Below are 24,386 nucleotides of genomic sequence, written 5' to 3'. Positions count from 1 at the left end.
TAGATTACTGTATTACAATTAACTGTTAGATTTAAAGAATAGTGTTTATAATATTACATTTTTAATTTAGGCTATGTTTAAGATAAGTGTTGAAAATTTATATTTTCTGAATATTTGGGTGCAATAAGACTATATAAAGGATTACGGAGGTATTATTATGCCAAGTGTAGCGTCAGTAAAGAAAGATTTAGATGCTTTAGGAACAACAGGACAGGAAGAAATATTAAATTATCTTGAAGAAGTTATTGTATTAGGTTCTTTTGCTACCGAGGTTACTAACGAGGTTAAAGAGAACCGATTCTCCAAGGGAAAAGTCTGCCCCCACTGTGGACATGAGGAAGTATCAAGAAATGGCAAGTTCAATAGCAAACAAAGATATATCTGTAAGTCCTGCCGAAAGACCTTTACTGATTTTACACGTTCACCCCGTTACAACAGTAAGAAAGATATTAAAAAGTGGATATTATATTCTAAATGTATGATAAATGGTTATTCCATAAGAAAATGTGCAGAGATAGTTGGGATTAGTGTGCCTACATCTTTTTATTGGAGGCATAAGTTTTTAGACGCTATCAGAGTGTATATGGGTATTGGTAATGTTGGTGGAGTTATAGAAGTTGACGAGGCGTTTTTCAGAGAATCCTTTAAAGGAAATCATAAGAAAAGCACTACGTTTATAATGCCACGAGAACCTCATAAATGTGGAGTAAAAGGCAGTAGGAGTAGTAAGAGGTATATCAAAGGAACAGGTCTGTGTACTATGTGCCATTGATAGAGTGGGAAATATTATGACTGAACTAATATGTAAAGGTAGGATGAAACATACAGATTTAGAAAGGCTCTTTACAGGCAGGATTGAGGATGAATCTATCCTTTGTACTGATTCACACAAGAGTTATATTAGATTTGCACAAAATTTAGGTGTTAAACTACAACAAATTAAACGTGGGAAGCATAAGGAAGGCATTTACCATATACAGCACATAAATGCTTTTCATAACAAACTAAAAGAATGGATGTATAGTTTTCATAGTGTAGCCACAAAATATCTTTTGAATAATCACATTACTATGTTGTATAATTAAATACAGACACAATAGTAGATTAATGTGGCTATAAAAGATGTAAAACAACTCAACAAATAGTAATTTATAGAGGTGATTTTTATGGAAGACTTAGTATTAAAGAAAGTAGCAATAGAATATGGTGATGACATATTCTCATATAAGAATGAGTTTATTAAAAATAATGAATCAATGGATGGAACAGGTTTCTTAAGAAATTCGAATTCGCCACAAGAATATATTGAAAAGTCATTATTGAATGAAACAGAAGAAGTAGATGGAAGAAAAGTTACATCAACACAATTATTAGCAATTAGGAAAAATGATAATTGCATTGTAGGAATGATACAAATAAGGCATTTTTTAAATGATTATCTTTTACAATATGGTGGACATATAGGATATTCTGTAAGAAAGTCTGAAAGAAACAAAGGATATGCAAAAGAAGAATTAAGACAAGCATTAATTTATTGTAAGGACATATTACAACTAAGTAGAATTTTACTTACTTGTGATAATGATAATTTGGCTTCTCAGAAAACCATATTATCCCAAGGTGGAAAAAAAGAAAATGAAGTATTAATTAAAGATGAAAATTGTGTTGTTGAACGATATTGGATAGATTTATAAATTCCAATTTGTAGGGCTGATGTAACATAATTTTAGATTCAGTTCTGTCGTATCTTTCTTTAAATATGAATTAATGGAAGCCATTTTTGACTTCCATTAAAAATTGCCATATTATCAACACTGTTATTAAACATAGCCTTAATTTAATATTATTGTTAGCGAATGCCATTCGAACTTAGTTCTTCTAATTTACTAGAAGAACTTCCATGAATATTTTATTACTTAGTATTTATGAATGGTAAAATCGTAAGCAACACAACTTGTTTGAGTGTATACGAGTTATTGTGTTGTAGATTTTATCTTGAATAAATGCTTTAGTAAATCAATATTCCGAAAGGGCTGAGCGTTAATAATATAAGAGATTATTCAATATTTATTTAGACTAGCTTATTTTACGAAAGCTTCTTTTCACCCTTAAAAACAAAAGGTTCTGTCTTGTCTAGGAAATATATCCCATTTTTAGATAGCACCTTTTTTATTATATTATATGTATTAAAACTTCCATTAATGGCTAATTAATAACCTTAGATTTTTCCTTCCTTTAACATATTAGTTAAATCATCAAGCATTAAATTAGCGGCTTTTATACCACCTGCTGTATTCCAAATAGTATCGTCTACTTTATAAGCTTTATTATTTTTTACAACATTTAGAGATTTAAACATCGGATCATTTAACCACTCTTCTTCTCTAGCAAGACCTTTACCATCTCCTAGTTCATAAGTAAAGTATAACATTACATCTCCATCAGCTTCATTTAATCTTTCCTTGCCTATTTCATTAACGAAGTCTGTTCCGTGTTGAGCTGCTGGTCTTTTAAATCCTATTTCTTTAAGAATAGTTCCAGCGAAAGTATCACCAAGGTATATTCTAGTTTTTCCATCCATAAATCTCACAAGTGATATTTCATTATTTAATTTATCACTATAAGTTTCTTTTATAGAAGTAATCTTACTTTCATATGCTTGTATAGCTTTCTCACCTTCAGATTTTTTATTTAAAACTTCAGCATAGAATTTAAAATTATCCTTCCATTCGCCTCTTATTGTATCTGAATAAACAGTTGGTGCTATTGCACTTAATTGGTCATATATCTTTTCATGTCTCATTTTATTTCCAATTATTAAATCAGGTTTTAAAGCAGCAATTGCTTCTACATTTGGCTCTGTCTCCTTACCAACAGGCTTAACACCTGTAAGTTCACTTTTAGTATGTTCATACCAATCACCAGTGAAACCAGTTACAGCTCCAACTGGTTTAACACCAAGTGTAAGAAGTGCTTCTACACCCTCATTAGTTAATATAACAACATTCTTTGGATTTTCAGGAATTTCTGTTGTTCCCATAGCATGTTGTATAGATATAGTTTTATAATCTGTTGTATTTTCTGTTTTATTAGAGCAACCAACAAGTAAGCTTACAATTAGCATACCTAATAAAATTGCAGATAATAATTTTTTTTGCATTTGTCATTCCTCCTAAAATTTATTATGGATTTTATCACTTAATTATGATATCATGTTTGAGAAAGATTATCAATAATAAATGATATTATTTTTCAATATTATAAATCGGAGGAGTTATATGAAAAATATTCTAAAAAGTAATAGCGGTAGATGGATGTTACTTATATTACTTACAATATTCACTCTTATATTATGTTACTTAAGTATTACTAAAGGATTTATACCTACATCTTATGATACTTTAATAGATGCATATAAAGATTTTAATAATTCTCAAGAACATATAATTATAAGAACTTCAAGAATTCCAAGAACATTAAATTCTCTTCTAGTTGGAGGAGCTCTTGGAGTATCTGGACTTTTAACTCAAGGATTGACTAGAAATAAATTAGCCTCGCCAAGTATCTTAGGTATAAATTCAGGAGCAGTATTAACTTTGGTTATAGTTCTCACATATTTTCCCAATGTATCTTCACTAAGACTTGCCTGGTTAGCATTTTTAGGTTCACTAGGATCTTCTCTACTAGTTTATTTATTATGTGGAGGTCTTTCAGGTGACATAAGGCCTATGGACTTAACATTAGGAGGTACTGCTTTAGGTGCACTATTCTTTTCCTTAGCACAAGGTATTTTGTATAAAAATGAGGCTGCACTTGAGCAGGTTGTTTATTGGATGACAGGTTCTGTTGAAGGGAAGAAATTAGAACTAATAGTTAAATTTATTCCAATAATATTAATAGTAATAGTATTTACGTTGCTTATCGGGAAAAAATTCAATGTATTTTCATTAGGAGAAGAAATGGCAAGGTCATTGGGTATGAAAACTCTATATTTTAAAATACTTATAATAGCTATAGTTGCTATTTTATCTGGTGTATCTGTGGCTTTGGCAGGTCCAATAGCTTTCATTGGACTTATAACTCCACATATAGTACATAAATTTATTGGAACTGATTATAAATGGCTAATACCATTTTCTATATTAACAGGGGCATCTATACTATTGCTTGCAGATATAATGTCAAGATTTATAATTTATCCAAAAGAAGTCCCAGTTGGTGCTTTAACTGCACTTATAGGTGGTCCTTTCTTTATATATGTTGCGAAAAGGAGGACCAGACAATGATAAATATAAGTAAAAAAGCTATTAAGTTAAGTGCGCTTTTACTAGGGATTACTATCTTAATGATATTTTTTTCATTATGCCTAGGTGAAGCTATGGTAGGTCCATTAGATGTACTAAAGAGTATATTAGGAATAGATATAGGATTTTCATCTATTTTAGTTACGAAAATAAGGTTACCAAGAGTTCTTGTTGCCTTTTTTGTTGGAGCCTCTTTAGCATTATCGGGAGCTATACTTCAAGGAGTGGTTAAAAATGATTTAGCATCTCCAGATATATTAGGTGTAGTTAATGGAGGTTCCGTTGGAGCATTGGTGTTTTTAACTATTTTTATAGATCCTAAGAATAATTCATTAACAACATCTATATTATATATGCCTATATTTACTTTTATATTTTCATTTATAGCTTTAATGTGCATTTTGCTTATAAATGGAAAATCTTCTTCAACAAATAAATTAATTATAATAGGAATTGGAGTCTCTGCTATTGCTAAGGCCATAACTAATATTCTTATAATAAATGGACCAATAATTTTTATAAAAGAAGCTACAACTTGGATAACAGGAAGTATATATGGTGCTAACTGGACACATGCAATACTGATTATAGTAATATTTAGTATTTTCGCTACATTAACATTAATATTTATTAAAGATTTAAATCTTCATCAGCTTGAAGATGAAGTTGTAATAGTCCTTGGTAATAAGCTACATAAAAGCAGGATAATACTCTTAGGCATTTCTGCTGCATTAGCAGCAGGAGCTGTAACTATTGGTGGTGGTATATCTTTTGTAGGTTTAATAGCTCCTCACATTGCAAGAAAATTGGTAGATTCAAAGTTTGAAAATGTAATCCCACTTTCAATACTTATAGGTGGAATAATAACATTATTAGCTGACTTTGTATCTAAATGGTTATTTTATCCACAGGATTTACCTATAGGTATATTTACAGCTTTTATAGGAGCACCTTACTTTATATACCTTTTAGTTAAAAAAAGAAACTACAAAAGGGGATGATAGAAATGATAAAAGCAAAAAATTTAAAGTTATGTTATGATGAAAAAATTATATTAGATAATATTAATATAAATATAGAGAAAGGAAAAATTACTGCCTTAATTGGCTCTAATGGATGTGGAAAATCTACATTAATAAAGGCCATGGCAAGAATACTTAAACCTAAAAATGGAGATATACTCATGGAGGATAGAGATATTCTTAAAATGCCTTCAAAGGAAGTTGCCAAGCTTATGTCCATGCTTCCTCAAAGCAGTAATGCTCCAGAAGATTTAACTGTCTATGATTTGGTGAAACAAGGAAGATACCCTTACCATAATTTATTATCATTTTGGAGTAAAAAGGATGAAAATCTAGTTTTAGAAGCCATAAAAAAGGTTGGACTTATAAACGATAAGGATATAACTTTAAATAACCTATCTGGTGGTCAAAGACAAAGGGCTTGGATTGCATTATCTTTAGCACAAGATACAGATATCATCCTTTTAGATGAGCCTACAAATCATCTAGACATAAAGTATCAGCTAGAAATTTTAAATATTTTAAGAAATTTAAATGAAAAAGAAAATAGAACCATAGCAATGGTTATTCACGATATAAATCATGCATTAAAATATGCTGATAATATAGTTGCTATAAAGAATGGAAACATATTGGCTCAAGGCCCTAAGGATGAGATTATAAATGAAAAACTTATAAAGGATGTCTTTGATGTTGAATGTACTCTTATTAATTCCCCTATAGATAACTGTAAATTATGTGTACCTTTTATTTAAGTTTTATAACGAAAACATATTAAGATATAGTTATTCGTATCATAATATGATGTTATTATTGAGGTTTTCCACATCCTTTTGTTATACATAGATTTAAAAGTTATCCCTTATTGTAACTTAGATAAACTATTTTATAATAGGGAATAACTTTTTTATTAGTATAATTCTATTGCTATTTATTTTTCATATTTTTACATACTTAATCCTAACTTCAAAATTGGAAATTCCCTAAAACCCGCATGACCACAACAACTATTTTAATAGTTATATATTTCTATAGTTAAATAGGTTCATATTTTTATAGTTAAATAGTTTCCTACTTACATTCTTAAGGGAACTCTTAAAAAGAATTCCCTTAATTGATTTGAGTATCTATAAAAAATTTATTACTCTACAACCTTCCCAAAGCAATGAAACTCTACATTTCTTGGAACACTTATAGGCGCATATTTTTCATTAAGGGAAATAAGCTTAATTCCATCTCCACAAATAGAAATCTTTTTACAGTAGGAGTTATTTTCAAAGGCAAATACTCCAATTTCTCCATCCTCCAAAATGTCCTGTTTATGAATCCAAACTATTTGGCCATCTACAAAACGAGGCTCCATACTATCTCCTGAAATTCTAACTCCAAAGTCTGCTTCCATAGGAACATCACTACCTACTTCAATGATTTCACAGGAGTTGTCATCTAGATATTTACCAGTTCCTGCAGATACCGGTAAATCATAAAGAGGAAGCTTTCTCATATATATTACTTTTTCTTCTTTAACATCATTACTATACATACCGCTGGCAATAAGGAGCGTTATGTATTCTTCTACCTTATTTTTCCCCTCTTGATTTAGATTAGATAAAGGTGAGTCTACACTGCAATCCACAAAGGTTCCTAGCACGTCACTAACCTTTAGTGCTTCACAAAGAGCTAAAAACTGATAAGCATTGGGAGTAGTATAATTAGTTTCCCACTTACTAACCTTTTGATTCGTTACATCTATACCTTTGTTTTTTATAAACTCAGCTACTTCATATTGGGATAAACCTATAGCTTCCCTTGCAGCTGTTATTTTTTCTCCTAGGGTCTTTTTCATAATTAGACACCCCCTTATGTTAATTGTATATTAATGGAATGATAATTACAATAGAAAAATATCATTATATGATACATAAAACTATTTACTTATCATATAATGATATATATGATGTTAATATATCTCATATGGAGATGGTTTTATTTTGAACGAGTAATTTTACATTCAGATATTAATTCTTGTTATGCAAGTATTGAACTTTTGCATCATCCCGAGCTAAAAGGAAAACCAGTGGCAGTTGGTGGAGACCCTGAAGCTCGTCATGGAATTGTCCTTGCTAAGGATGAAATAGCTAAAAAATTTGGGGTGAAAACAGGAATGCCTTTGTGGCAGGCAAAACAGCTATGTCCTGGAATTATATTTTTGCCACCAAGGATGGATCTTTATCTAAGATTTTCTAGAATGGCCCATGAAATATATGGGCATTACACAGATATGCAGCAGGCTTTTGGAATAGACGAAAGCTGGCTAGATGTAACAGGGAGCTGTGGGCTTTTTGGCAATGGCTTTGAAATAGCAAAGCAAATTAGCAATAGAATGAAGGAAGAATTAGGTATAACAGTTAGTATAGGAGTTTCATGGAATAAGATATTTGCAAAGCTAGGCTCTGATTATAAAAAGCCTGATGCTATAACTGCAATTTCAAAGGAAAATTATAAGAACATAGCTTGGTCTTTGCCAGCTTCAGACCTTTTATATGTTGGTAGAAGCACCAATGCAAAACTTAAAAGCATAAACATAAATACTATTGGAGATATAGCCAAAACCCATCCTGATTTTCTTAAAAGGCATCTAGGGAAAATGGGACTTATTCTACATTCTTTCGCCAACGGTTATGACACTTCAGAAGTACTAGTTGAAAGTTATAGTGCTCCCATAAAATCTATAGGTAATAGCACTACTACGCCTAGGGATTTAGTTTGTGATGAAGATGTATGGCTTATTATAATAGTTTTAGCTGAAAGTGTGACAAAACGACTTAGAGAAAATGGATTAAAATGTACCGTAGTTGAAATATCAGTTAGAGATACCAAGCTTTGCAGTTTTTCAAGGCAAAGGAAACTTCTAACTCCTACCAATATAACCAAGGAAGTTGCCCAGGCAGCCTTTAAGCTATTTAAAGAAAATTATAGCTTTAAAAATCCCGTAAGAAGTATTGGTGTAAGAGGTGCTGACCTTGTAATTGATACAATGCCAGTACAGACAGATTTATTTATGGACAATGAAAAAAGACTTAAACTGGAAAAAATAGATGAGGCTTTAGACCAAATTAGAAGACGTTTTGGATATAAGAGTATTCATAGAGCTATTATGTATACAGATAGGAATTTATCAAGGATTAATCCTTGTGAGGATCATACAATACATCCTCATGGTTATTTTTAGGAGGTAATTATGTCAAAGATTTATGTGGATGTTTTAGCAGAGTTTACAAAGGAAGGTGTATTAAAACCCAGAGAAATAATTTGGGAAGATGGCCGCCACTATGAAGTAGACAAAATAATAGACATAAGACCAGCTGCTAGCTTAAAAGCTGGAGGAGCCGGAATTAGATACACTTGCAAAATTCAAGGCCGTGAAAAGTACGTATTTTACGAATCAAATTACAAATGGTTTGTAGAGGGAAAGTAGATAAAATAACCCTTCATAACATAGAAATGTATTATGAAGGGTTTCATGGATGAATGTAAAATGCTCCCTACCTAAATCTCAATATGATATTTTTTTATGAAAATTAAGGATAGACTAAAATTAATCTATAGACTTTTTAATAATAAGAAATAGACTAGACTCATCTACTTCTTCAATGCTATAATCACTACCGAATTCCTCACCAAACTTTTTAAGTTCATCTTCAGAAAATGTATTAGCAACAAATCCGTCCTTACACACAATCATACCATCATGAGTTTTTTCCAAATCAATTTCTCCAAGTAGCCCCTTATCCGCCTGTTCATAGAACCAGGCTATACGATGATTCCAAAATTTAGGGCTGTATGTGCTAAAATAAGCCTTTCCTCCAGGAATAAGCACTTTCATACATTGTCTAATTAAATCCATAGGGTATCCTTTCATAGCTGATAAACCATTTTGTAAACATAATACCACATCAAATTCTTCACCAAATTTAAGGTCGTGGGCATCCATAACTTCAATACTACATTTAGGGCTTTCTTTTATATAATTCCTACCAAGTTCTACAGAGTCCTTTGAAATATCGATACCTACAAGCTTTGATGCAAAAGGTGCCAGTTCCTTAATTATACGTCCATAGCCTGTTCCAACCTCCAACACCTTCTCATTACCCTGTAAATTTTCACCCACAAATTTGATTTCTTCACCTAAATAACGCTTAATTCTTGGATATTTTGAATCATAAACCTTAAACAATTTTGTAGAATTTAAACTTTGTTCATAGTAATTATACACAAATACACCTCCCAATTACTGTTTATATTATATAATTTTTTAATATTTCTCTTGGAGAATTAGTAAATTTATCACTTGCTCCCCAGTCAAATCTAAATAGTCCTTCACCACCACCGGCACCTATGCAGTGAACATGTGTAACATCATGAACATTATTTATGCATACTGTTAATGTAAGCCTGTTCCCTGCTCTATAGAAATGTTTTTCATAGACTATTACAATCATAGCATGAATATCATCAATATTTACAACATGATAATCTATCCTTTCACCTGTAATACTTTCATTTACTATTCCTTTATCTAATAATTCAGCTACTTCACTTAAGCTTAAATTAACATTAAAATTATCTCCAGCCATAATACTCGTCTCCCATAAAATATTTAATTAATTCAATTTGTATTTGCTCTACTATATGTTTATGAAAAACCACTACCCATAAATTCCTATTTATCTAATGCCTTATAGTTATCTTTCCCTTTTATTATAACATATTTTGTAATTAATTTTCAGATTCAAGTTTTGATTACATTTTCATATAAAAAAAGATAGACTTTTTCAGTCTACCTTATTTCTTTTCACTTTAATAATGATGATACATTCCTTAAATAAAATATATCTAAAACATGTAGGGCTCTTGTACAAGCTGTATAAAGTAGCAATCTATCCTCTTCATCTTTATACTTTAAATCACTGGCATTATATATCATAACCACATCAAATTCCAAACCCTTAGCAAGATATGCAGGAATAACTAAAATATCATTAACATACTCATCATCCTCACTTATAATCATTTTAATATTAATCCTATCCTTCAAATGATTGTAAACCCTCTGTGCCTCATCAACATTTTTTGTTATTATTCCTATGGAATTATGCCCATCACCCTTATGAACTTTTACCTCTTCAACTATTCTTTCATTTATATCTTCTTCATCTAAAAGACCAGTTAATTTTGGCCACTCCCCACTTCTTTCCACGTATTCATCTTGAATTTCATCACTTAATATTTTTCGAGAAAATTTAGTTATTTCCATTGTTGATCTATAACTTTTAGTTAAATTTATTATAGAAGTATCCTCAGGTTTAAGTATATTTACAACATTGTTATAACTTCTAACATTCATATAAGGATTAATGGATTGAGATATATCGCCAAGGATTGTTTTATTTGCTTTGTTAAATAACTGATTAAAGATTTCATACTGTAATGGTGAGTAATCTTGAGCCTCATCAATAATTACATACTTCACTTCTTCTGTTTTTAGAATATCACCTACAGCTCCTTTTATAAATAATAAAGCTATTTGATCTTCATAATTTATCTTTTTAACCCCTAAATTCTCTAATGTATATCTTTTAATTTCTCTAATACTTTCATTATCATATTTAATATTTACCATCTTTAAGAAGTGTTCTAAATCTTCATAAAAGGCTTTATAGCAATCCATCAAATCAAATTTAGTTTTTTCTTTCACCTCATTAACTATAGAATTAATGTCTCTATTTACTAAAGATTTACTTCTTTTAACTATTTCATCTTTATCTAAGTGTTCACCGGATTCTTCCATTTCTTTTACTGCTTTATCAACCAATGTTTTTTCATAAGGTTCTATAACATATAGAATTCTTTGCTTTAGCTTTTCTAACCTTCTCTTAAGAGGAAGCCTCTTATAGTCCTTATAAAATAATTCCTGTATTTCCACTGCTGAAATTATAGTTTTCCCTCTTAAAGTAATATCTTTAAAATCTCTACCTATCTTTTCTAAGTGCTTTATATATATCTTTAATAAATTAACAAACTCAGCAGATGACTTAAACTTCAAGCTTTTGACCCTAATATCATAAGACTGCTCACTCTTATCACCAAAAATTGTCTCCATCATTGCACAATAATCTTCTTTATCTCCTACCTCCTCTAGAACTTTATGCATATATTCTTTAAATGTAGTTTGAAGCATATTCTCTTCCCCAAGCTGGGGTAAAACATTGGAAATATAATCATTAAAAATATTATTTGGGGAAAATATAACTATGTTTTTAGATGTTATGGTATCTCGATGCTTATATAATAAATATGCAATCCTATGAAGAGCAACAGAAGTTTTTCCACTCCCTGCAGGCCCCTGAACAATTAAATTTTTATATTTTTCATTACGAATTGCCTTGTTTTGCTCTCTTTGAATTGTAGTCACTATAGCCTTCATTTTATTATCGCTACTTTTACTTAATATATCTTGTAATACTTCATCATCTATTTTTATATTACTGTCAAACATATAATCAATCTTGCCATCACTAATTTTATATTGCCTTTTCATTGATATTTTGCCATTTATAATCCCATCAGGACATTTATAATTAGCACTTCCAATTTCATAATCATAAAACATACTAGAAACTGGTGCCCTCCAATCATATATAAAGAAATTAAAGTCTTCATCAATTAAATTAGAAATTCCAACATAATACTTTTCAGCTTTTTCTTCTCCCTCTTCCTCAAAATCCATTCTTGCAAAATAAGGAGATGAAATCATCTTCTCATATTTATCAACTAGCTTTCTTTCAAACTCATGGTTCCTCTTTTGAATTTTCATGGTATTAATAAACTGCATAAAATCTCCTATATGCTGCATACCGTTTTCTACTGAAACAGCCCCAAGATTTTCCCATAATTCTCTTTGGGTTTCAATAGCTTCTTTTTTAAAATTATCTTTGGAGTTTTGTTTTTCTTTTAATTGCTTTTTTACCTCCCTAAGCACCTTTTCTAACCATTCTATTTCTACTAGCCATTCAGATTTATTTATTGACAAAATATCTCCTCCTTGTAATAAGCTTTAGCATTTTAGAATTAACATTGCTATTTTATCACATATACCTTAAATTACCAGTCTATAATTACTTTGTTATATATGGTATAATTAAAGTGTAGAGATAGTATATTAAAACTTCCTAGCTTAAAAATAGTAAAAAGTGAAAAACTCCATTTATATGAAGTTTCTCACTTTTTATCATTTCTTCTCACTATACTAATTTTTCTTTTTATTTACTTTGTTTCTCAACAGATACACTTCACCCTAACTATTATAATTTGTGTTTTCTATTTAACCTCCCTGTATTTATTCTACATAATTAAATAGTTATACCTGGAAACATGAAGTTCTTTTCAACCTCATTATATCTAAAAGATTTATATAAATTTATAGCACGTTTATTGAGTTCCCATACTTCTAGCTTTGTTTTATTTAAATTTTTTGACAAGAAATAATTAAATATATACTTAACTATAATTTTTGATATTCCTTTGCCACGTGCTTCTGATAAAACATATAAAGTTTCAATATAGCCGTAACCATCCTTTTCAAAGATTGTGCAACCACCTTGTATATTTCCATCAACTAAAAAATATAGATTTTTAAAATGCTTTTCCTTACTTTGTTCTAAAAGTGCATCTACATCTAAGGGTGATATAAAGATTTCATTATATATTGCACTATACTCCATAAGCTCCTTCTGAGAACTTAAATTTATCTCAGTTACTTCTACTTCAGTGAATGTATATTTAGGATTCTCTTCAATATCTGCTTCCATAATGATACTGTAGTTTTCATCAAAACCATTTTTAATATAAAAATCAAGCTTCTCATTGTTATATTCAAATCCAGAATATATTCTTGCTTTTAAGTCTGGTCTTTCCTTATGAAGCTCTTTAGCCCTTAGGAATACCTTATCAAATAATTTTTGTTTAACTTCATCTTTTAAAAGCTTGTCTATATTAGATTCTATATCAATATCTATAAAGATAAGGTATGGTGTTTCATGGGCCTGATGATAATTTATATTAGGATATGTATAGGCACTTCCCAAATAGCTTCCATCATCACTAAAGGCTAAAAAAATATTTTCTTTACTATTACCGTACTGATCTTCCTTTGGATTTTTTATTTCAATACTCATTTTATCCCCCATTTTATTTTCTTTTTACTGGAATCCATAACTCACAACTATAATTAATATATTGATCATCATCCCAAAAATACTTTTCTATACATGGTCCTTCTATTTGTTCAAATCCTGATGATGGAAACCATTCTGAATATATTAGCCTCCATAAATCTGCTATGGCAAGGGTATTCAAGTTATCTCCCCTGCCATCGAAAACAGCCCATGTACATGAAGGTATGTTTACTATTTTATATTCATTAGGTATATCTTTATCAGGAACTTTCCACCCCATCATATATTTTCTACTTCCATCTTCTTTAAAATCATAATGAATTCCATAAAGCATATTCATTTTAGAATATCCTAAAAATTCATTAATCTTAAGATGGGTTCCATCCTCCCAAATTTTATCACAAAATTCTGGTATTTCTTTATACAATGCATTATCTATTAATGTGGTTAAAAAATCCACTCCAAAAAATTTAAATTCATCTTGTTTAACTATTCTATAATTAATTTCGCATTCCCCTTTAATTGATATTTGAAATGAGAGTTTTGGAAATGATTTAAGTCTTGCATTGCCCTTTTTTATCATAGAGGGTGTTGAACCATGAAGTCTTTGAAAAGCTTTAGTAAACGCATCTGGACTTTCATAACCATATTTAGCAGCTACATCAATAATCTTTACATCTTTAGAAGATAACTCTTCACCAGCAAGTGTTATCCTACGATTTCTAATATATTCTGTTAAAGTAACCCCAGTTAATGCATGAAACATTCTTTGAAAATGGTAACGTGATGTAAATGCAACCTTCGCTATTTCATCAATACTTATATTTGAACCTAAGTTATCTTCAATATATTCAATTGCATTATTAATATCCTTAATTATTTCCAAAATTCTAACCTCCATTAAAGTATATAGTAACAAAGGATTTTATTCCCGTCTTACTGTGCTTTGTTTTGTCCATACTAATTTGATTATATTAATTTACTAATTACCTTATATTCTGTTAGTTCTTTGTCAAAGATGAAAAAATTCATTAAATTTAACTTCTTATTTATATTTTAAATACAACTTAATTTTTCACATATTATCAAATTTTTACTTAATTCTTATTATACATTACTTTAAAATTGAATTGAATGGTTTCTTGAGCTTCATGCAAGTCTATAATCATTTCTTTTTCACCCATTGGAAAACAATAGTAAACTCATGTTATAATTAATTTGAAATTGTAATTTAATGTGAATCAACTTTATTTTGAATAAATAGCAGAACAAAGGCTTTTCTAAAACATATTCTTAATCTAAATTACATTATGATAGGAGTGAATTATATTGGAAAATAAAATAAAAGTGCATTTCATGGGTATATGCGGAAGTGGTGCTGCACCTATAGCAATTATTGCAAAGAACATGGGGTTTGATGTTTCAGGATGTGACTTGAATATATCAGGATATTATAAAGATGCTCTTTTACAAAATAATATAGATATTTTAAAAGGTCATGATTCAAGCCATATACAGGATATTGATATCTTAGCTATATCACCTGCCATTTTAGATATTTCACCGGATCATCCAGAAATACTTGAAGCTAAAAGAAGAGGAATTTTAATGACATGGCAGGAGTTTTCAGCTAAATATGTGCAAAATGAAAAGTTTGTTGTTTCCATTGCAGGTACCCATGGTAAATCTACAACTACAATTTTAATGGGACTTGTTTTGGAAAATGGTGGTCTAGATCCAATTGTTGAAGCCGGAACAACCTTTAAGAATTGGGGTGGTGGATACAGGTTAGGAAAGTCAGATTACTTTGTATGTGAAGCTGATGAATTCAATAATAATTTTTTAAATTATAGTCCTTCAATAGCTGTAATAAACAATGTGGAAATGGATCATCCAGAGTTTTTCAAGGATATAAATCATGTCAAGGCTTCTTTTAAAAACTTTATAAAAAGGCTTAAAGGTTCAAAAATTTTAGTTGTTAATGAAGATAGTACAGCTATTAGAGAAATATTATGTGAGTTAAGACATTGGCTAAATGAAGAAGGAGTAAAAGTTATTGGATATTATATAGATAATAAGCTTGAATTCCCTTTTTACATGGAGTATAAAGCAGAATTGACTTCAAACACCCCTGAATATTCCTCCTTTAAAGTAGTAAATGGAGATAAAGAATATAATTTTAACCTTGGACTTATCGGTAAGCATAACGTTGAAAACTCTTTAGGGGTGTTAATTACTGCCCTAGAGTTAGGTGTTGATATAGATGCAATAAAGAATTCATTTAAAAATTTCAAAGGAATAGGAAGAAGACTAGAATTAGTAGCAGATATTGATGATATTAAGATTTTTGATGACTTTGCTCATCATCCTACAGCAGTAGCAACTACCTTAGATTCAATTAAACTTAGTTATCCAGGAAAAAAGGTCTTCGCTGTCTTTGAACCACATCAACTTTCAAGAACAAAGCTGTTTTTTAATGAGTTTGCTATAGCATTAAAAAAGGCAGATAGAGTTATTATTACAAATCCCTTCTTAGGACGAGAAGCAAATAAAAACATAGAGCCAGTTAATTTAGATATGCTATGTAGTGAAATAGATATAAATAAAGCTGAGTATATAAAAAGCTCTGATAAAATATGTAGTAAACTCCTTAGTGAAGCTAAAAGTGGAGATATAATTATAGTTTTTGGAGCGGGTGAATCTTATAAATTATCTAGAAAAATTATTAATGTATTAAAAGAATAAAATAATAAGGTGTGTAATAAATTCAACATAATTTATTACACGCCCTATTTGCTTTAATTATAACTCAACTCATATGCGTTCGCTGAGTAAGTTCTACTAATTAAATATGAAATTTGAAGCATAACTCAAATGTAACTCTACTCATATGCGTTCAAATATAGCAATCATTCCTTTTATAACACTTTCTTAGGATTCTTAGCTATAAACATTCCGCTAGATTTAGGTATATCAATACTTCCTTCTCTTAAAATTATATCTTCCAAATATCTGTAAAAATCCTGTACTTTGCTCTCCGTCATTATATCCTGTATGTTCACATGTTCATCTAATGATAGAACATAATCCGCTAAAGGCTTTGCTTCTGTTATATGAAGGGAATCTTCATATACTAAAGTTTCAACAGAATCAAAATGCTTTGATAACTGCTCTGCCCCATTTTCTATACCAAATTCCTTTGCAACAGAAAAGGATTCATAATCAAGTTGAGAATCAAAATTTCTCACTAAGTCTTTTAGTCCCTTCATATTATAAAGACTATTGGTAGTAGCATAAAAAGTTCCATCTGCTTTAAGTATACGGGCAATTTCACTGATTGCTAAATCTCTATTTTCCACATGGTAAAGCATATGATTTGCAATGGCACACTGAAATGAATTGTCTTCATATTCAATATTTTGTATATCACTAACAGAATAATCAAATACTTCATCAATTCCTAAAAGGTTATCTTTTGCTGATCTCAACATACCTTCAGACAAATCTGTGAGAATCACCTGGATATCCTTTGGTATCCTATTTCTATTATTAGCCCATGTACTTCCATTCCCACATCCAAATTCAATAACTTTATCATTAGGCTTAAACTTATATTGATCAAATACCCAATTAAACCATCCATATTTATTTGTACTAAAACCATCATGTAAAGCTTGTCTGGCTTTTAAATTCTTATCTGAATTATACTGTCCCCTAACTATATCTCTGTCATTTGCTCTAGACACATAATCACTCCATTCCTATCATTCAACATTAAAACCTGACCTTTGTCATTACAGCCTCTCCCATTCATCCCCCCTTTCCATCAGGCAGATACAATCAGATTGTGTTCATAACTTGTTTATGTCTCCCTGGGGACTTTTCGAAGTAGCTTGTAACTTAGGTTACTACAATATTATTTAAACATATAAAATAGAAATGGTATCTCCATCTCTTCTTTACTTGCTCCACCATGCATTCCTAGGAATGTAACTTCAAATATATCTTTTTCATACCACCAAACAGTATTATTTTCTTTAGGCAATATAACTAAATTTCCAACTCTCTCTAATAACTTTTCACTAGGAACTCCAAATAAGCCTTTATCTTTTAAATCTTCAAATAGATATACTTGTGCTATTTCATATAACTCCTTTTCAAGAATAGTCTTTAACTCTATCAAATATTTCTCCTCTACATGCAGAAATAAATCTCTACAATATCCTGCTGGTGACATGATATCATTGTTTTTATTTTTCTTTAAATACTTCTCTATATCAGGAATTAGTTTATTAATATAATATGGATTTTTTAGATCAATATCAATTTGACCATGGTCTGCAGAAATTATAATAGCAGTATTACTAAACTTATCTTTTCCTTCTTCATAAAACCTATCTAAATTTTTAAATAAATTACCCATAACTATTTTAAATTCTTCTGATTGATTTCCTTTTGCATGAGCTATAGCATCAATGTCATGTAAATAAACATAAAAATATTCTTTATCATCATTCTTTAATAAATCCTTTGATAATGATTTAAACAAATCTTCATTTGTGTCATAACCCTTTAAATTAGCATCCCTACATGTGAATCTAGTATAGGTACTATTATTTATATGACTAGGTTGATAAACAGTACTTTTTATTCCATGGTTTAATAATTCTTTAAAAAAGCTTTTTTGTGGTATAAAGTCACTGGGTTTTATATTTTTCCTTGTTAAGGTTTCATTATATTTATTTCTTGCTTCCTTAAATAAAAATGATGTTACTATATCATCAGCTTTTGGTTCATAATAAAACCACTCATAAAGTCCATGTTCATAAACTGATTCACCAGATAATGCTGTTGTTACATGTGCTGTTGTAGTAGATGGGAATTGTGAAGTTAATTTTGAAACTACACCGCTCTTTTCTAATTTACATAAAAATTTAGAATGCTCTTTATATTTATCGTAAAAACACCATCCAAAAGCATCCGTTAGAAAAAATACTATTTTATTAGGTTTCTCATTGCTATTTCCGATAACATCACTAGGAAGTTTTTTATCTGAATCAATATTAAATAAATCTTTTATAGTTCCACAAATATTAGAAAAACAGTAACTATCATATAAAGGAATTGTCAGTCCACTAATATTACTTTTATTAACTTGGTTTATTGAATTTGTATTTATCATATACTCACCTCTCAACTTTGAGTTTACAAATATATTTTAAAACTTCCATTTATTTCTTTCAAGCTCTATGCATCTTATTTCCACATTATAGAAACCGATTTCTGCAAATATCACTATATATTAATACGTAATTATATATTAATAACGGGATACCATATTAGAGTATATAGAAATCAGCATTTGCTTCTAGTTTTTATCTAAGAATTCTTTCATCAATTCTTCTAACAAGACTATACGTATAACTATCAAAATACTTTTCCCAAAATCTTAACGCAGTTGGATTAATTGTTTCAAAATCCACACCTAATCTCTTTATACCATCCCTTTTTAATGTTTCAATAACAACGGAAAGTAAACTCTGGATTATATTCTTCCCACGATAGCTATCTTTCAAATATGCCCCACAGATATGCAAATAGTCTGGTTCTTCAGTGATAAATGTTTCTCCATCATTTGTGACTTCTAAATATCCTATTATTTCTGATTTATCCTTGGCAATAAAGAAACGTGATTGTCTATTATTGCATCTCTCTACAAATTCCCCTTCTGAAAGCTCTTCATTCAGAAAATATGTAGGGCTCTTTCTCATATGCCTTACTAAACTATTGCTTAACGATAACAAACATCCTGCTTTGCTATAATGTACTTCTTCATAAGAATATTCTGTGTTAATTTCAATATTGAGCGGCTTGTTAACATTTCTGATTCCATCTCCACACCTTATGCCAAATCCATTCATTGTCAAAGATTTCATAACTTGAGCATCATGGCTATATAGACAAATTGCATAACTTAAAATTTCTTCCTTAATCATTTCTTCTGATACATATTGAAAAAGAAGTGATGCTATTTTACCCCTATTTTCTCCGCCATAAGCATTTGCAAATAATGGAGAAAATGAACCTTTAACATTGCCAAAATGACCGTTTACACTTTTCCAAAAACTTAAATACCCTAATACTTTTCCTCTTTCAATAGCTACCATTCCATGATTATTCTTAAAAATATCACTCAATAAATCAGTAAGAACCTCTTTATAGTCTTTATCATTTAAGGCTTCTATATATTTCTGCTCCATATTATATTGTTTTTGTGCAAGCTTAACTGCATCCTCTAAATACTTTTCATTTAACTTTTCAAATACCATTCTCTTACCCCTCTTAATATATAACTTATTTAGTAAAATCCTGTTTTAGTTTTTCTGCCACTAACCTTCTATATGGAATCATACCCTTATTATACCAGATACATTCTAGGTATGCTTATTATTTTCATATCATCTGTATTTACTTTACCTAATAAACCCTTTAATTAAGATGAAAAAAATATTATACTTAAGTGAGTGTCCAAATCTTTGGTTTGGCTTACATGGACTTATTTATCCTAAAGGACAACGAGTCCTAAGTATGGAAAATACTGATACTAAGAACTCTGTTTATTGGAATGAATATAGTGATGCCTTTCTGTATAGTTAATAATACCTACAAATAGAAAAATACTAGATTGAGGAGTTTATATATGAGAAAAAAAGATATACTTGAGTTAAAAAGACGTTTAAAAAAAGATCATTGCACCTTCACTAAGTTGTGTGGTTGCTATGTTAATGGAGAAAAAAATATCATTTTAAAATTTAAAGAATCATTTCTAAATTTAGATGAAGATGAATACTTTAAGTACTTAGAAATCGCTAAAAAAGTACTGTCTGGTACTATTGGAAATAATATTTTAGAACTTAACTTTCCAATTAATGAAGACTATGTGAATGAAAGACAAATTTCTCTTATGCAACTTAAAAAAAGTCAATTAAAAGATGATGCCCTCCTTGATAACTTTTATAATTTAATTATTGATAATTATGATTTTACCGGTAATTTTATAATACTTGTTTTTCATGATGCTTATGACGTTATTACTAAAACCACTGATAATGCAAAGTTAGATGAATCTGAAGAAGTATATGAATATGTGTTATGTGCAATATGCCCTGTTTCACTTTCTGAGCCTGGTCTTAGATACTTTGAAGAAGAAAATAAAATAAAAGCACGTATTAGAGATTGGGTAGTTGATGCTCCAACTAATGGCTTTGTGTTTCCTGCTTTTATTGAGCGTAGTTCAGATGTCAACTCTATTATGTATTACACGAAAAATGCAAAGGATACCCATCCTGAATTAATGGAAAATGCTTTGGGTTGTTATTCAAAACAAACTGCTACCTTGCAAAAAGAAACATTTGAGTCAATTATTAAAGATTCTTTTAGTACTGAAGAAAAGAAGGCTGATAAAATTTTTATGGAAGTACAAGAAAATCTAAGTGCTATGGTAGAGGAATACAATGCTATATATGATGATGCAGATTGTGAACCTATAAGCTTAACAAAGAAGGATATACAAAACCTTTTAATAGAAAGTGGGGTTCCTGAAGAAATCACTTCTAAGATTGAAGAATCCTATGTAGAAAACTTTGGTGATGATCTTCCTTTAGCAGAAAATTTAATTGATTCAAAGGCACTTAAGGTAAATGCCCAAAGAAAGAAGGAAGAACACCTTCAAAAACAAGTAGAAATACTTCAAACTAAACTGGATGAAGTTAAACAAGAAACTTCTGTAGATAGTGAAACTCCCTCATCTACAGAAGTTAGTGAAGATAATATAATTTTAGAAGAAACTTTAGAAACTAATTTAGAGAAAGATTTGGATATAAATTCAGAAGATAATAAGAATGCTCCTGACTATGACGTTATACTTCAAGTAAAACCTGAAAAGATACCTCAAATAAAATCTCAAATAATTGATGGTCAAAAATGCATAGTTATTCCTATTAATGAGAATGAGCAAACTGCAGTTAATGGCTTAGATCATTTAGTTTAAGGTATCTAAGGATAAATATAGATTTACTTACCTACATTGCTGAAGTATTACTTCTAATGAAGCTTACTTCAGCCTTACCTGAATGTAGTTGCCATATATACCAGAAAGCATAAGGAATTATTATTAGACCGTTAAATATTCCCCATCCATATAATATATCTGCATTAAACCATGATGATGCATCCATTACAGCTGGGAATAAGTTAGGTAAACAAGCTCTAATTAATACGTGAGCAGATAAGGTATATATACGAGCTGCTATATAAAGTTCAGGTTTTCTTTTAATAATTGGATATATTTCTGCCGCCAATAATATGCATATAGAGCTAGCAAAGTATTTACCAGTTTCACCATAAACAAAGCATAAATTCCAAGTTGTATATAATAAATTCCAAGCTATAGTTGTATAAGCTATAAACATACTATTATCTTCAGCACTTAATTTAAAGAATTTTCGTCCATTTGGGAATGGAATAGTAAAACATAATAATAATCCACAAAGCGCATTGCCATAGTTTTTTAAAGTAACATCTTTTATAGTAGCTTCTGCAATATTTAAGAATAGTACCGCATAAATGAACCAAACGATCCAATCCTTTCTCATAAAGTCCCAGAACTTTCCTTTATATTGTTCCTGATCAGCTACACGGAAAAATCCACCTATTATAAGTGGCAATATAGCACTGAATGTTTTTGCCCAACGAAACCAACCATTTATGCCTCCCATAAGCCAAAGTGGAAAAGTAAATAAAGATACAACCCAGAAGATAGCTGCAAATTTGTGATGTTTCCTCATATATTCAATCATGAATAAAAGTAAAATAAAATAAGTTCCCATGGAAAGTACATATTCCCAAACAGGAATATTCATATTATACATCTCCTCTTTTAAATATTGTAACAAATAATCCTATACTTATATATATTACATAGTATAGTTAAACATAACTAACATAAATTTACATTTTATGTTTTTAATTACAATACGAATTAATAAATTAGTTATTATAAAAGATAAAACTCTAATGCCATTGTAACTTTAGATAAACTTAAAAGAGATACCCCCTTAAAGATGGTATCTCCTTTTTAGTTATATATTAAATATCTGAACGCTACATTCTAAATCATAGTTTCTTTCTTTTGATTCTATATATTTAATGCCTTATTTTTCATAAAATTTTCTCCAAAAATTCACCGCAGGCTTATTACTTGATATTTGCTCAATTTTATATTTACCCTTGTATCTAACAAAATTCTAATTGCAGCATTACCTACTTCTTTCTTTCTAAAACTCTTTAATAGAAATAGCTCATGAACAACATAATCAATATCTTTTGGAACATATTTCCCAGTATTAAAAAGAACAAAACCTGCCACTTCCCCTTGATATGTTATAAAATAAGGAGTTAAATCCTCTGATTTAAAATACATTTCTAAACCATCATATTCAAATTTTCCATCTTCATTAATTTTTGAATCATCTGCAAACTCTGATAAATCATGTAAATATATACTCATCAAATTCTCCAGTTTTTCCTTTGATTCTATGTTTACTAGTTCTAATTTTATTTCATTTAAATTCATTTTATACCCCCTATTTTATAAAGTAATCTTAAATGAAACAATTCTGAATTTCATAATTCCATTTCCTTGTATATATTACAAAAATTTTATTTTACCTAATTATAACATATATCCTACCCTAGTGATATCTATGTGTAAGTAGTTTTATCCTTTTTTATCTAAAAATAGTTTAGTTTATTATTAAAAACTTTCATTCTAATTTTTTCATTAATTATTGGTTAAAATAACATCAACGATAAACTACATATTAGATTTTTAGTATAAAGGAGATATCATTATGGATTTTTTACAAGGTCAGGAAACACTTACTATCATGGAGTGGGCTTTGCGTGCTATTATTGCTTTTTTCTTTTTAGTTATTGTTGCAAAAGTCTTAGGACAACGTAGCATCTCCCAATTAAGACTCCTTGATTTTGTCATTGCTTTAGTAATTGGAAATATTATTGCTCATCCATTATCTGATGAAAACCTTGGGTTAAAGGGATCTGTCATTTCAACAATTGTATTAGTTGTCCTATATATTGCTGGAGTATTTTGTGTTCTAAAATTTCCATTTATAAAAATACTTATTAATCATAAACCAATCACAATTATCAAAGACGGAGAAATTATTTATAAAGGATTAAAAAAAGCAAGAATATCTCTTGATGTGTTATTAGAAGAATTACGTGAAGAAAAAGTAGAAGATATAAAAAAAGTAGCATTAGCGATTTGGGAAGCTGATGGAAAATTTTCTGTTTTTTTAGACCCAAAATATGAACCTATTACTCCTTCATTCTATCAAATGGAAACAGAAGCCTTTGATTTGCCTAGGACAATCATTAAGGATGGTAGAATTAATTACGAGGAGCTAAAGCAAACTAATAAAGATGAAGGTTGGGTTGTTTCCAAATTAAAAAAGTTATATCAAACTGATATAAAAAACGTTCTACTTGCCACCTTAGACAATAAAGATAACCTAAAAGTTTTTTTATATAAATAATTCCTAGAGGACTAAGCATATCCATTAATATTATAGATACGTTTAAGCCTCTTTTTATTTAAAAACCTCCCTATTATAGCACGTTTTAACTGACTTATATCTATTAACATCCATATTAATTTAATTTTTCCAACAAGCTATATACTAATAGTAGCTCATTGAAGTTACTCAATGTATCTCTTAACACTTCATATGGTACACTTATAT

At 29.6% G+C, this 24,386-nt stretch carries 22 protein-coding genes and 1 pseudogene; 11 read left to right on the top strand and 12 right to left on the bottom strand.

Features of this window, described 5'->3' with window-relative positions; all coding sequences use genetic code 11:
• Positions 1 to 157: 157 nt before the first annotated feature.
• Positions 158 to 1,067, top strand: a pseudogene (locus B3086_RS06195) (IS1595 family transposase); the annotation flags it as partial.
• Positions 1,068 to 1,166: 99 nt separating this feature from the next.
• Entirely contained in the window at positions 1,167 to 1,694 is a 528-nt protein-coding gene (locus B3086_RS06190; RefSeq protein WP_346846708.1) for a GNAT family N-acetyltransferase, read from the top strand.
• 524 nt (positions 1,695 to 2,218) lie between these two features.
• On the opposite strand, the gene B3086_RS06185 is transcribed toward B3086_RS06190, so the two are convergent.
• The gene (locus B3086_RS06185; protein WP_346846707.1) at positions 2,219 to 3,160 is read right to left on the bottom strand and encodes an iron-siderophore ABC transporter substrate-binding protein; all 942 of its coding nucleotides are present in this window, start codon (positions 3,158 to 3,160) and stop codon (positions 2,219 to 2,221) included.
• A 118-nt stretch (positions 3,161 to 3,278) separates the two neighbouring features.
• Between B3086_RS06185 and B3086_RS06180 the strand changes: the two genes are divergently transcribed.
• Genes B3086_RS06180 through B3086_RS06170 form a run of 3 tightly spaced genes read left to right on the top strand, consistent with a single transcriptional unit; the run spans position 3,279 to position 6,081 of the window.
• Positions 3,279 to 4,286, top strand: a complete 1,008-nt coding sequence (locus B3086_RS06180) for an iron ABC transporter permease (protein WP_346846706.1) — start codon at positions 3,279 to 3,281, stop codon at positions 4,284 to 4,286.
• Positions 4,283 to 5,305, top strand: a complete 1,023-nt coding sequence (locus B3086_RS06175) for an iron ABC transporter permease (RefSeq protein ID WP_346846705.1) — start codon at positions 4,283 to 4,285, stop codon at positions 5,303 to 5,305. The genes B3086_RS06180 and B3086_RS06175 overlap by 4 nt, the downstream gene beginning before the upstream one ends.
• Positions 5,306 to 5,310: 5 nt before the next feature.
• On the top strand, positions 5,311 to 6,081 hold the full coding sequence (locus B3086_RS06170; RefSeq protein WP_346846704.1) for an ABC transporter ATP-binding protein: 771 nt from the start codon (positions 5,311 to 5,313) through the stop codon (positions 6,079 to 6,081).
• A 386-nt stretch (positions 6,082 to 6,467) separates the two neighbouring features.
• On the opposite strand, the gene B3086_RS06165 is transcribed toward B3086_RS06170, so the two are convergent.
• Entirely contained in the window at positions 6,468 to 7,172 is a 705-nt protein-coding gene (locus B3086_RS06165; RefSeq protein WP_346846703.1) for an XRE family transcriptional regulator, read from the bottom strand.
• Positions 7,173 to 7,280: 108 nt separating this feature from the next.
• Here B3086_RS06165 and B3086_RS06160 point away from each other — a divergent pair, with 108 nt between their 5' ends.
• Positions 7,281 to 8,558, top strand: coding sequence for a DNA polymerase thumb domain-containing protein (locus tag B3086_RS06160; RefSeq protein ID WP_346846702.1), 1,278 nt, complete (start codon positions 7,281 to 7,283; stop codon positions 8,556 to 8,558).
• 9 nt (positions 8,559 to 8,567) lie between these two features.
• Complete coding sequence (locus tag B3086_RS06155; RefSeq protein ID WP_346846701.1) at positions 8,568 to 8,804, top strand: hypothetical protein; 237 nt, start codon at positions 8,568 to 8,570, stop codon at positions 8,802 to 8,804.
• Between the two features lie 120 nt (positions 8,805 to 8,924).
• Here B3086_RS06155 and B3086_RS06150 read toward each other — a convergent pair whose 3' ends face one another.
• The 5 genes from B3086_RS06150 to B3086_RS06130 all read right to left on the bottom strand — a co-directional run bounded on the left by B3086_RS06150 (position 8,925) and on the right by B3086_RS06130 (position 14,449).
• On the bottom strand, positions 8,925 to 9,602 hold the full coding sequence (locus tag B3086_RS06150) for a class I SAM-dependent methyltransferase (protein ID WP_346846700.1): 678 nt from the start codon (positions 9,600 to 9,602) through the stop codon (positions 8,925 to 8,927).
• 22 nt (positions 9,603 to 9,624) lie between these two features.
• The gene (locus B3086_RS06145) at positions 9,625 to 9,963 is read right to left on the bottom strand and encodes a DUF6054 family protein (protein WP_346846699.1); all 339 of its coding nucleotides are present in this window, start codon (positions 9,961 to 9,963) and stop codon (positions 9,625 to 9,627) included.
• 218 nt (positions 9,964 to 10,181) lie between these two features.
• On the bottom strand, positions 10,182 to 12,419 hold the full coding sequence (gene helD / locus B3086_RS06140) for an RNA polymerase recycling motor HelD (RefSeq protein WP_346846698.1): 2,238 nt from the start codon (positions 12,417 to 12,419) through the stop codon (positions 10,182 to 10,184).
• 319 nt (positions 12,420 to 12,738) lie between these two features.
• Positions 12,739 to 13,563 (bottom strand): GNAT family N-acetyltransferase, encoded by an 825-nt coding sequence (locus B3086_RS06135; protein WP_346846697.1) that lies wholly within the window; start codon positions 13,561 to 13,563, stop codon positions 12,739 to 12,741.
• Positions 13,564 to 13,576: 13 nt separating this feature from the next.
• Positions 13,577 to 14,449 carry an AraC family transcriptional regulator gene (locus B3086_RS06130; protein WP_346846696.1) on the bottom strand — a complete coding sequence of 291 codons (873 nt, stop codon included), beginning with the start codon at positions 14,447 to 14,449 and terminating at the stop codon, positions 13,577 to 13,579.
• Positions 14,450 to 14,892: 443 nt separating this feature from the next.
• Between B3086_RS06130 and murC the strand changes: the two genes are divergently transcribed.
• Complete coding sequence (murC, locus tag B3086_RS06125) at positions 14,893 to 16,308, top strand: UDP-N-acetylmuramate--L-alanine ligase (protein WP_346846695.1); 1,416 nt, start codon at positions 14,893 to 14,895, stop codon at positions 16,306 to 16,308.
• A 173-nt stretch (positions 16,309 to 16,481) separates the two neighbouring features.
• Here the strand turns inward: murC and B3086_RS06120 are convergent, their stop codons facing one another.
• The 3 genes from B3086_RS06120 to B3086_RS06110 form a co-directional block, all read right to left on the bottom strand.
• The gene (locus B3086_RS06120; protein WP_346879955.1) at positions 16,482 to 17,309 is read right to left on the bottom strand and encodes a class I SAM-dependent methyltransferase; all 828 of its coding nucleotides are present in this window, start codon (positions 17,307 to 17,309) and stop codon (positions 16,482 to 16,484) included.
• A gap of 170 nt (positions 17,310 to 17,479) precedes the next feature.
• Positions 17,480 to 18,745, bottom strand: a complete 1,266-nt coding sequence (locus B3086_RS06115) for an alkaline phosphatase family protein (protein WP_346846693.1) — start codon at positions 18,743 to 18,745, stop codon at positions 17,480 to 17,482.
• Positions 18,746 to 18,938: 193 nt separating this feature from the next.
• Positions 18,939 to 19,892: a GNAT family N-acetyltransferase gene (locus B3086_RS06110; protein WP_346846692.1), complete on the bottom strand. Its 954-nt coding sequence runs from the start codon at positions 19,890 to 19,892 to the stop codon at positions 18,939 to 18,941.
• 169 nt (positions 19,893 to 20,061) lie between these two features.
• On the opposite strand from B3086_RS06110, the gene B3086_RS06105 reads away from it, so the two are divergent.
• Both B3086_RS06105 and B3086_RS06100 read left to right on the top strand, forming a co-directional pair.
• A complete protein-coding gene (locus tag B3086_RS06105; protein WP_346846691.1) occupies positions 20,062 to 20,220 on the top strand; it encodes a hypothetical protein in 159 nt (52 codons plus the stop codon).
• Positions 20,221 to 20,263: 43 nt separating this feature from the next.
• Positions 20,264 to 21,613 (top strand): DUF4317 domain-containing protein, encoded by a 1,350-nt coding sequence (locus B3086_RS06100; RefSeq protein WP_346846690.1) that lies wholly within the window; start codon positions 20,264 to 20,266, stop codon positions 21,611 to 21,613.
• Positions 21,614 to 21,644: 31 nt separating this feature from the next.
• On the opposite strand, the gene B3086_RS06095 is transcribed toward B3086_RS06100, so the two are convergent.
• Together B3086_RS06095 and B3086_RS06090 are read right to left on the bottom strand one after the other, a co-directional pair.
• On the bottom strand, positions 21,645 to 22,484 hold the full coding sequence (locus B3086_RS06095; RefSeq protein ID WP_346846689.1) for a hypothetical protein: 840 nt from the start codon (positions 22,482 to 22,484) through the stop codon (positions 21,645 to 21,647).
• 320 nt (positions 22,485 to 22,804) lie between these two features.
• On the bottom strand, positions 22,805 to 23,197 hold the full coding sequence (locus B3086_RS06090; RefSeq protein WP_346846688.1) for a hypothetical protein: 393 nt from the start codon (positions 23,195 to 23,197) through the stop codon (positions 22,805 to 22,807).
• A gap of 277 nt (positions 23,198 to 23,474) precedes the next feature.
• On the opposite strand from B3086_RS06090, the gene B3086_RS06085 reads away from it, so the two are divergent.
• The gene (locus B3086_RS06085) at positions 23,475 to 24,179 is read left to right on the top strand and encodes a DUF421 domain-containing protein (protein ID WP_346846687.1); all 705 of its coding nucleotides are present in this window, start codon (positions 23,475 to 23,477) and stop codon (positions 24,177 to 24,179) included.
• Positions 24,180 to 24,386: the final 207 nt, after the last annotated feature.

It is taken from the genome of Clostridium sp. UBA871, assembly GCF_002295255.1.
GTDB lineage: Bacteria > Bacillota > Clostridia > Clostridiales > Clostridiaceae > Clostridium_J > Clostridium_J sulfidigenes.
Note: the sequence above shows the minus strand (reverse complement) of the source record. Positions and strands in the feature narration are given on the sequence as shown.

Bases quoted from the DNA above. Each gene is read 5' to 3' on its own strand.
- B3086_RS06155 (WP_346846701.1), top strand. From the start codon at position 8,568: ATGTCAAAGATTTATGTGGATGTTTTAGCAGAGTTTACAAAGGAAGGT.
- B3086_RS06180 (WP_346846706.1), top strand. From the start codon at position 3,279: ATGAAAAATATTCTAAAAAGTAATAGCGGTAGATGGATGTTACTTATA.
- B3086_RS06090 (WP_346846688.1), bottom strand. From the start codon at position 23,197: ATGAATTTAAATGAAATAAAATTAGAACTAGTAAACATAGAATCAAAG.
- B3086_RS06175 (WP_346846705.1), top strand. From the start codon at position 4,283: ATGATAAATATAAGTAAAAAAGCTATTAAGTTAAGTGCGCTTTTACTA.
- B3086_RS06190 (WP_346846708.1), top strand. From the start codon at position 1,167: ATGGAAGACTTAGTATTAAAGAAAGTAGCAATAGAATATGGTGATGAC.
- B3086_RS06100 (WP_346846690.1), top strand. From the start codon at position 20,264: ATGAGAAAAAAAGATATACTTGAGTTAAAAAGACGTTTAAAAAAAGAT.
- B3086_RS06170 (WP_346846704.1), top strand. From the start codon at position 5,311: ATGATAAAAGCAAAAAATTTAAAGTTATGTTATGATGAAAAAATTATA.
- B3086_RS06185 (WP_346846707.1), bottom strand. From the start codon at position 3,160: ATGCAAAAAAAATTATTATCTGCAATTTTATTAGGTATGCTAATTGTA.
- B3086_RS06110 (WP_346846692.1), bottom strand. From the start codon at position 19,892: ATGGTATTTGAAAAGTTAAATGAAAAGTATTTAGAGGATGCAGTTAAG.
- B3086_RS06135 (WP_346846697.1), bottom strand. From the start codon at position 13,563: ATGAGTATTGAAATAAAAAATCCAAAGGAAGATCAGTACGGTAATAGT.
- B3086_RS06115 (WP_346846693.1), bottom strand. From the start codon at position 18,745: ATGATAAATACAAATTCAATAAACCAAGTTAATAAAAGTAATATTAGT.
- B3086_RS06160 (WP_346846702.1), top strand. From the start codon at position 7,281: ATGATGTTAATATATCTCATATGGAGATGGTTTTATTTTGAACGAGTA.
- B3086_RS06105 (WP_346846691.1), top strand. From the start codon at position 20,062: ATGAAAAAAATATTATACTTAAGTGAGTGTCCAAATCTTTGGTTTGGC.
- B3086_RS06145 (WP_346846699.1), bottom strand. From the start codon at position 9,963: ATGGCTGGAGATAATTTTAATGTTAATTTAAGCTTAAGTGAAGTAGCT.
- B3086_RS06085 (WP_346846687.1), top strand. From the start codon at position 23,475: ATGGATTTTTTACAAGGTCAGGAAACACTTACTATCATGGAGTGGGCT.
- B3086_RS06095 (WP_346846689.1), bottom strand. From the start codon at position 22,484: ATGAATATTCCTGTTTGGGAATATGTACTTTCCATGGGAACTTATTTT.
- B3086_RS06165 (WP_346846703.1), bottom strand. From the start codon at position 7,172: ATGAAAAAGACCCTAGGAGAAAAAATAACAGCTGCAAGGGAAGCTATA.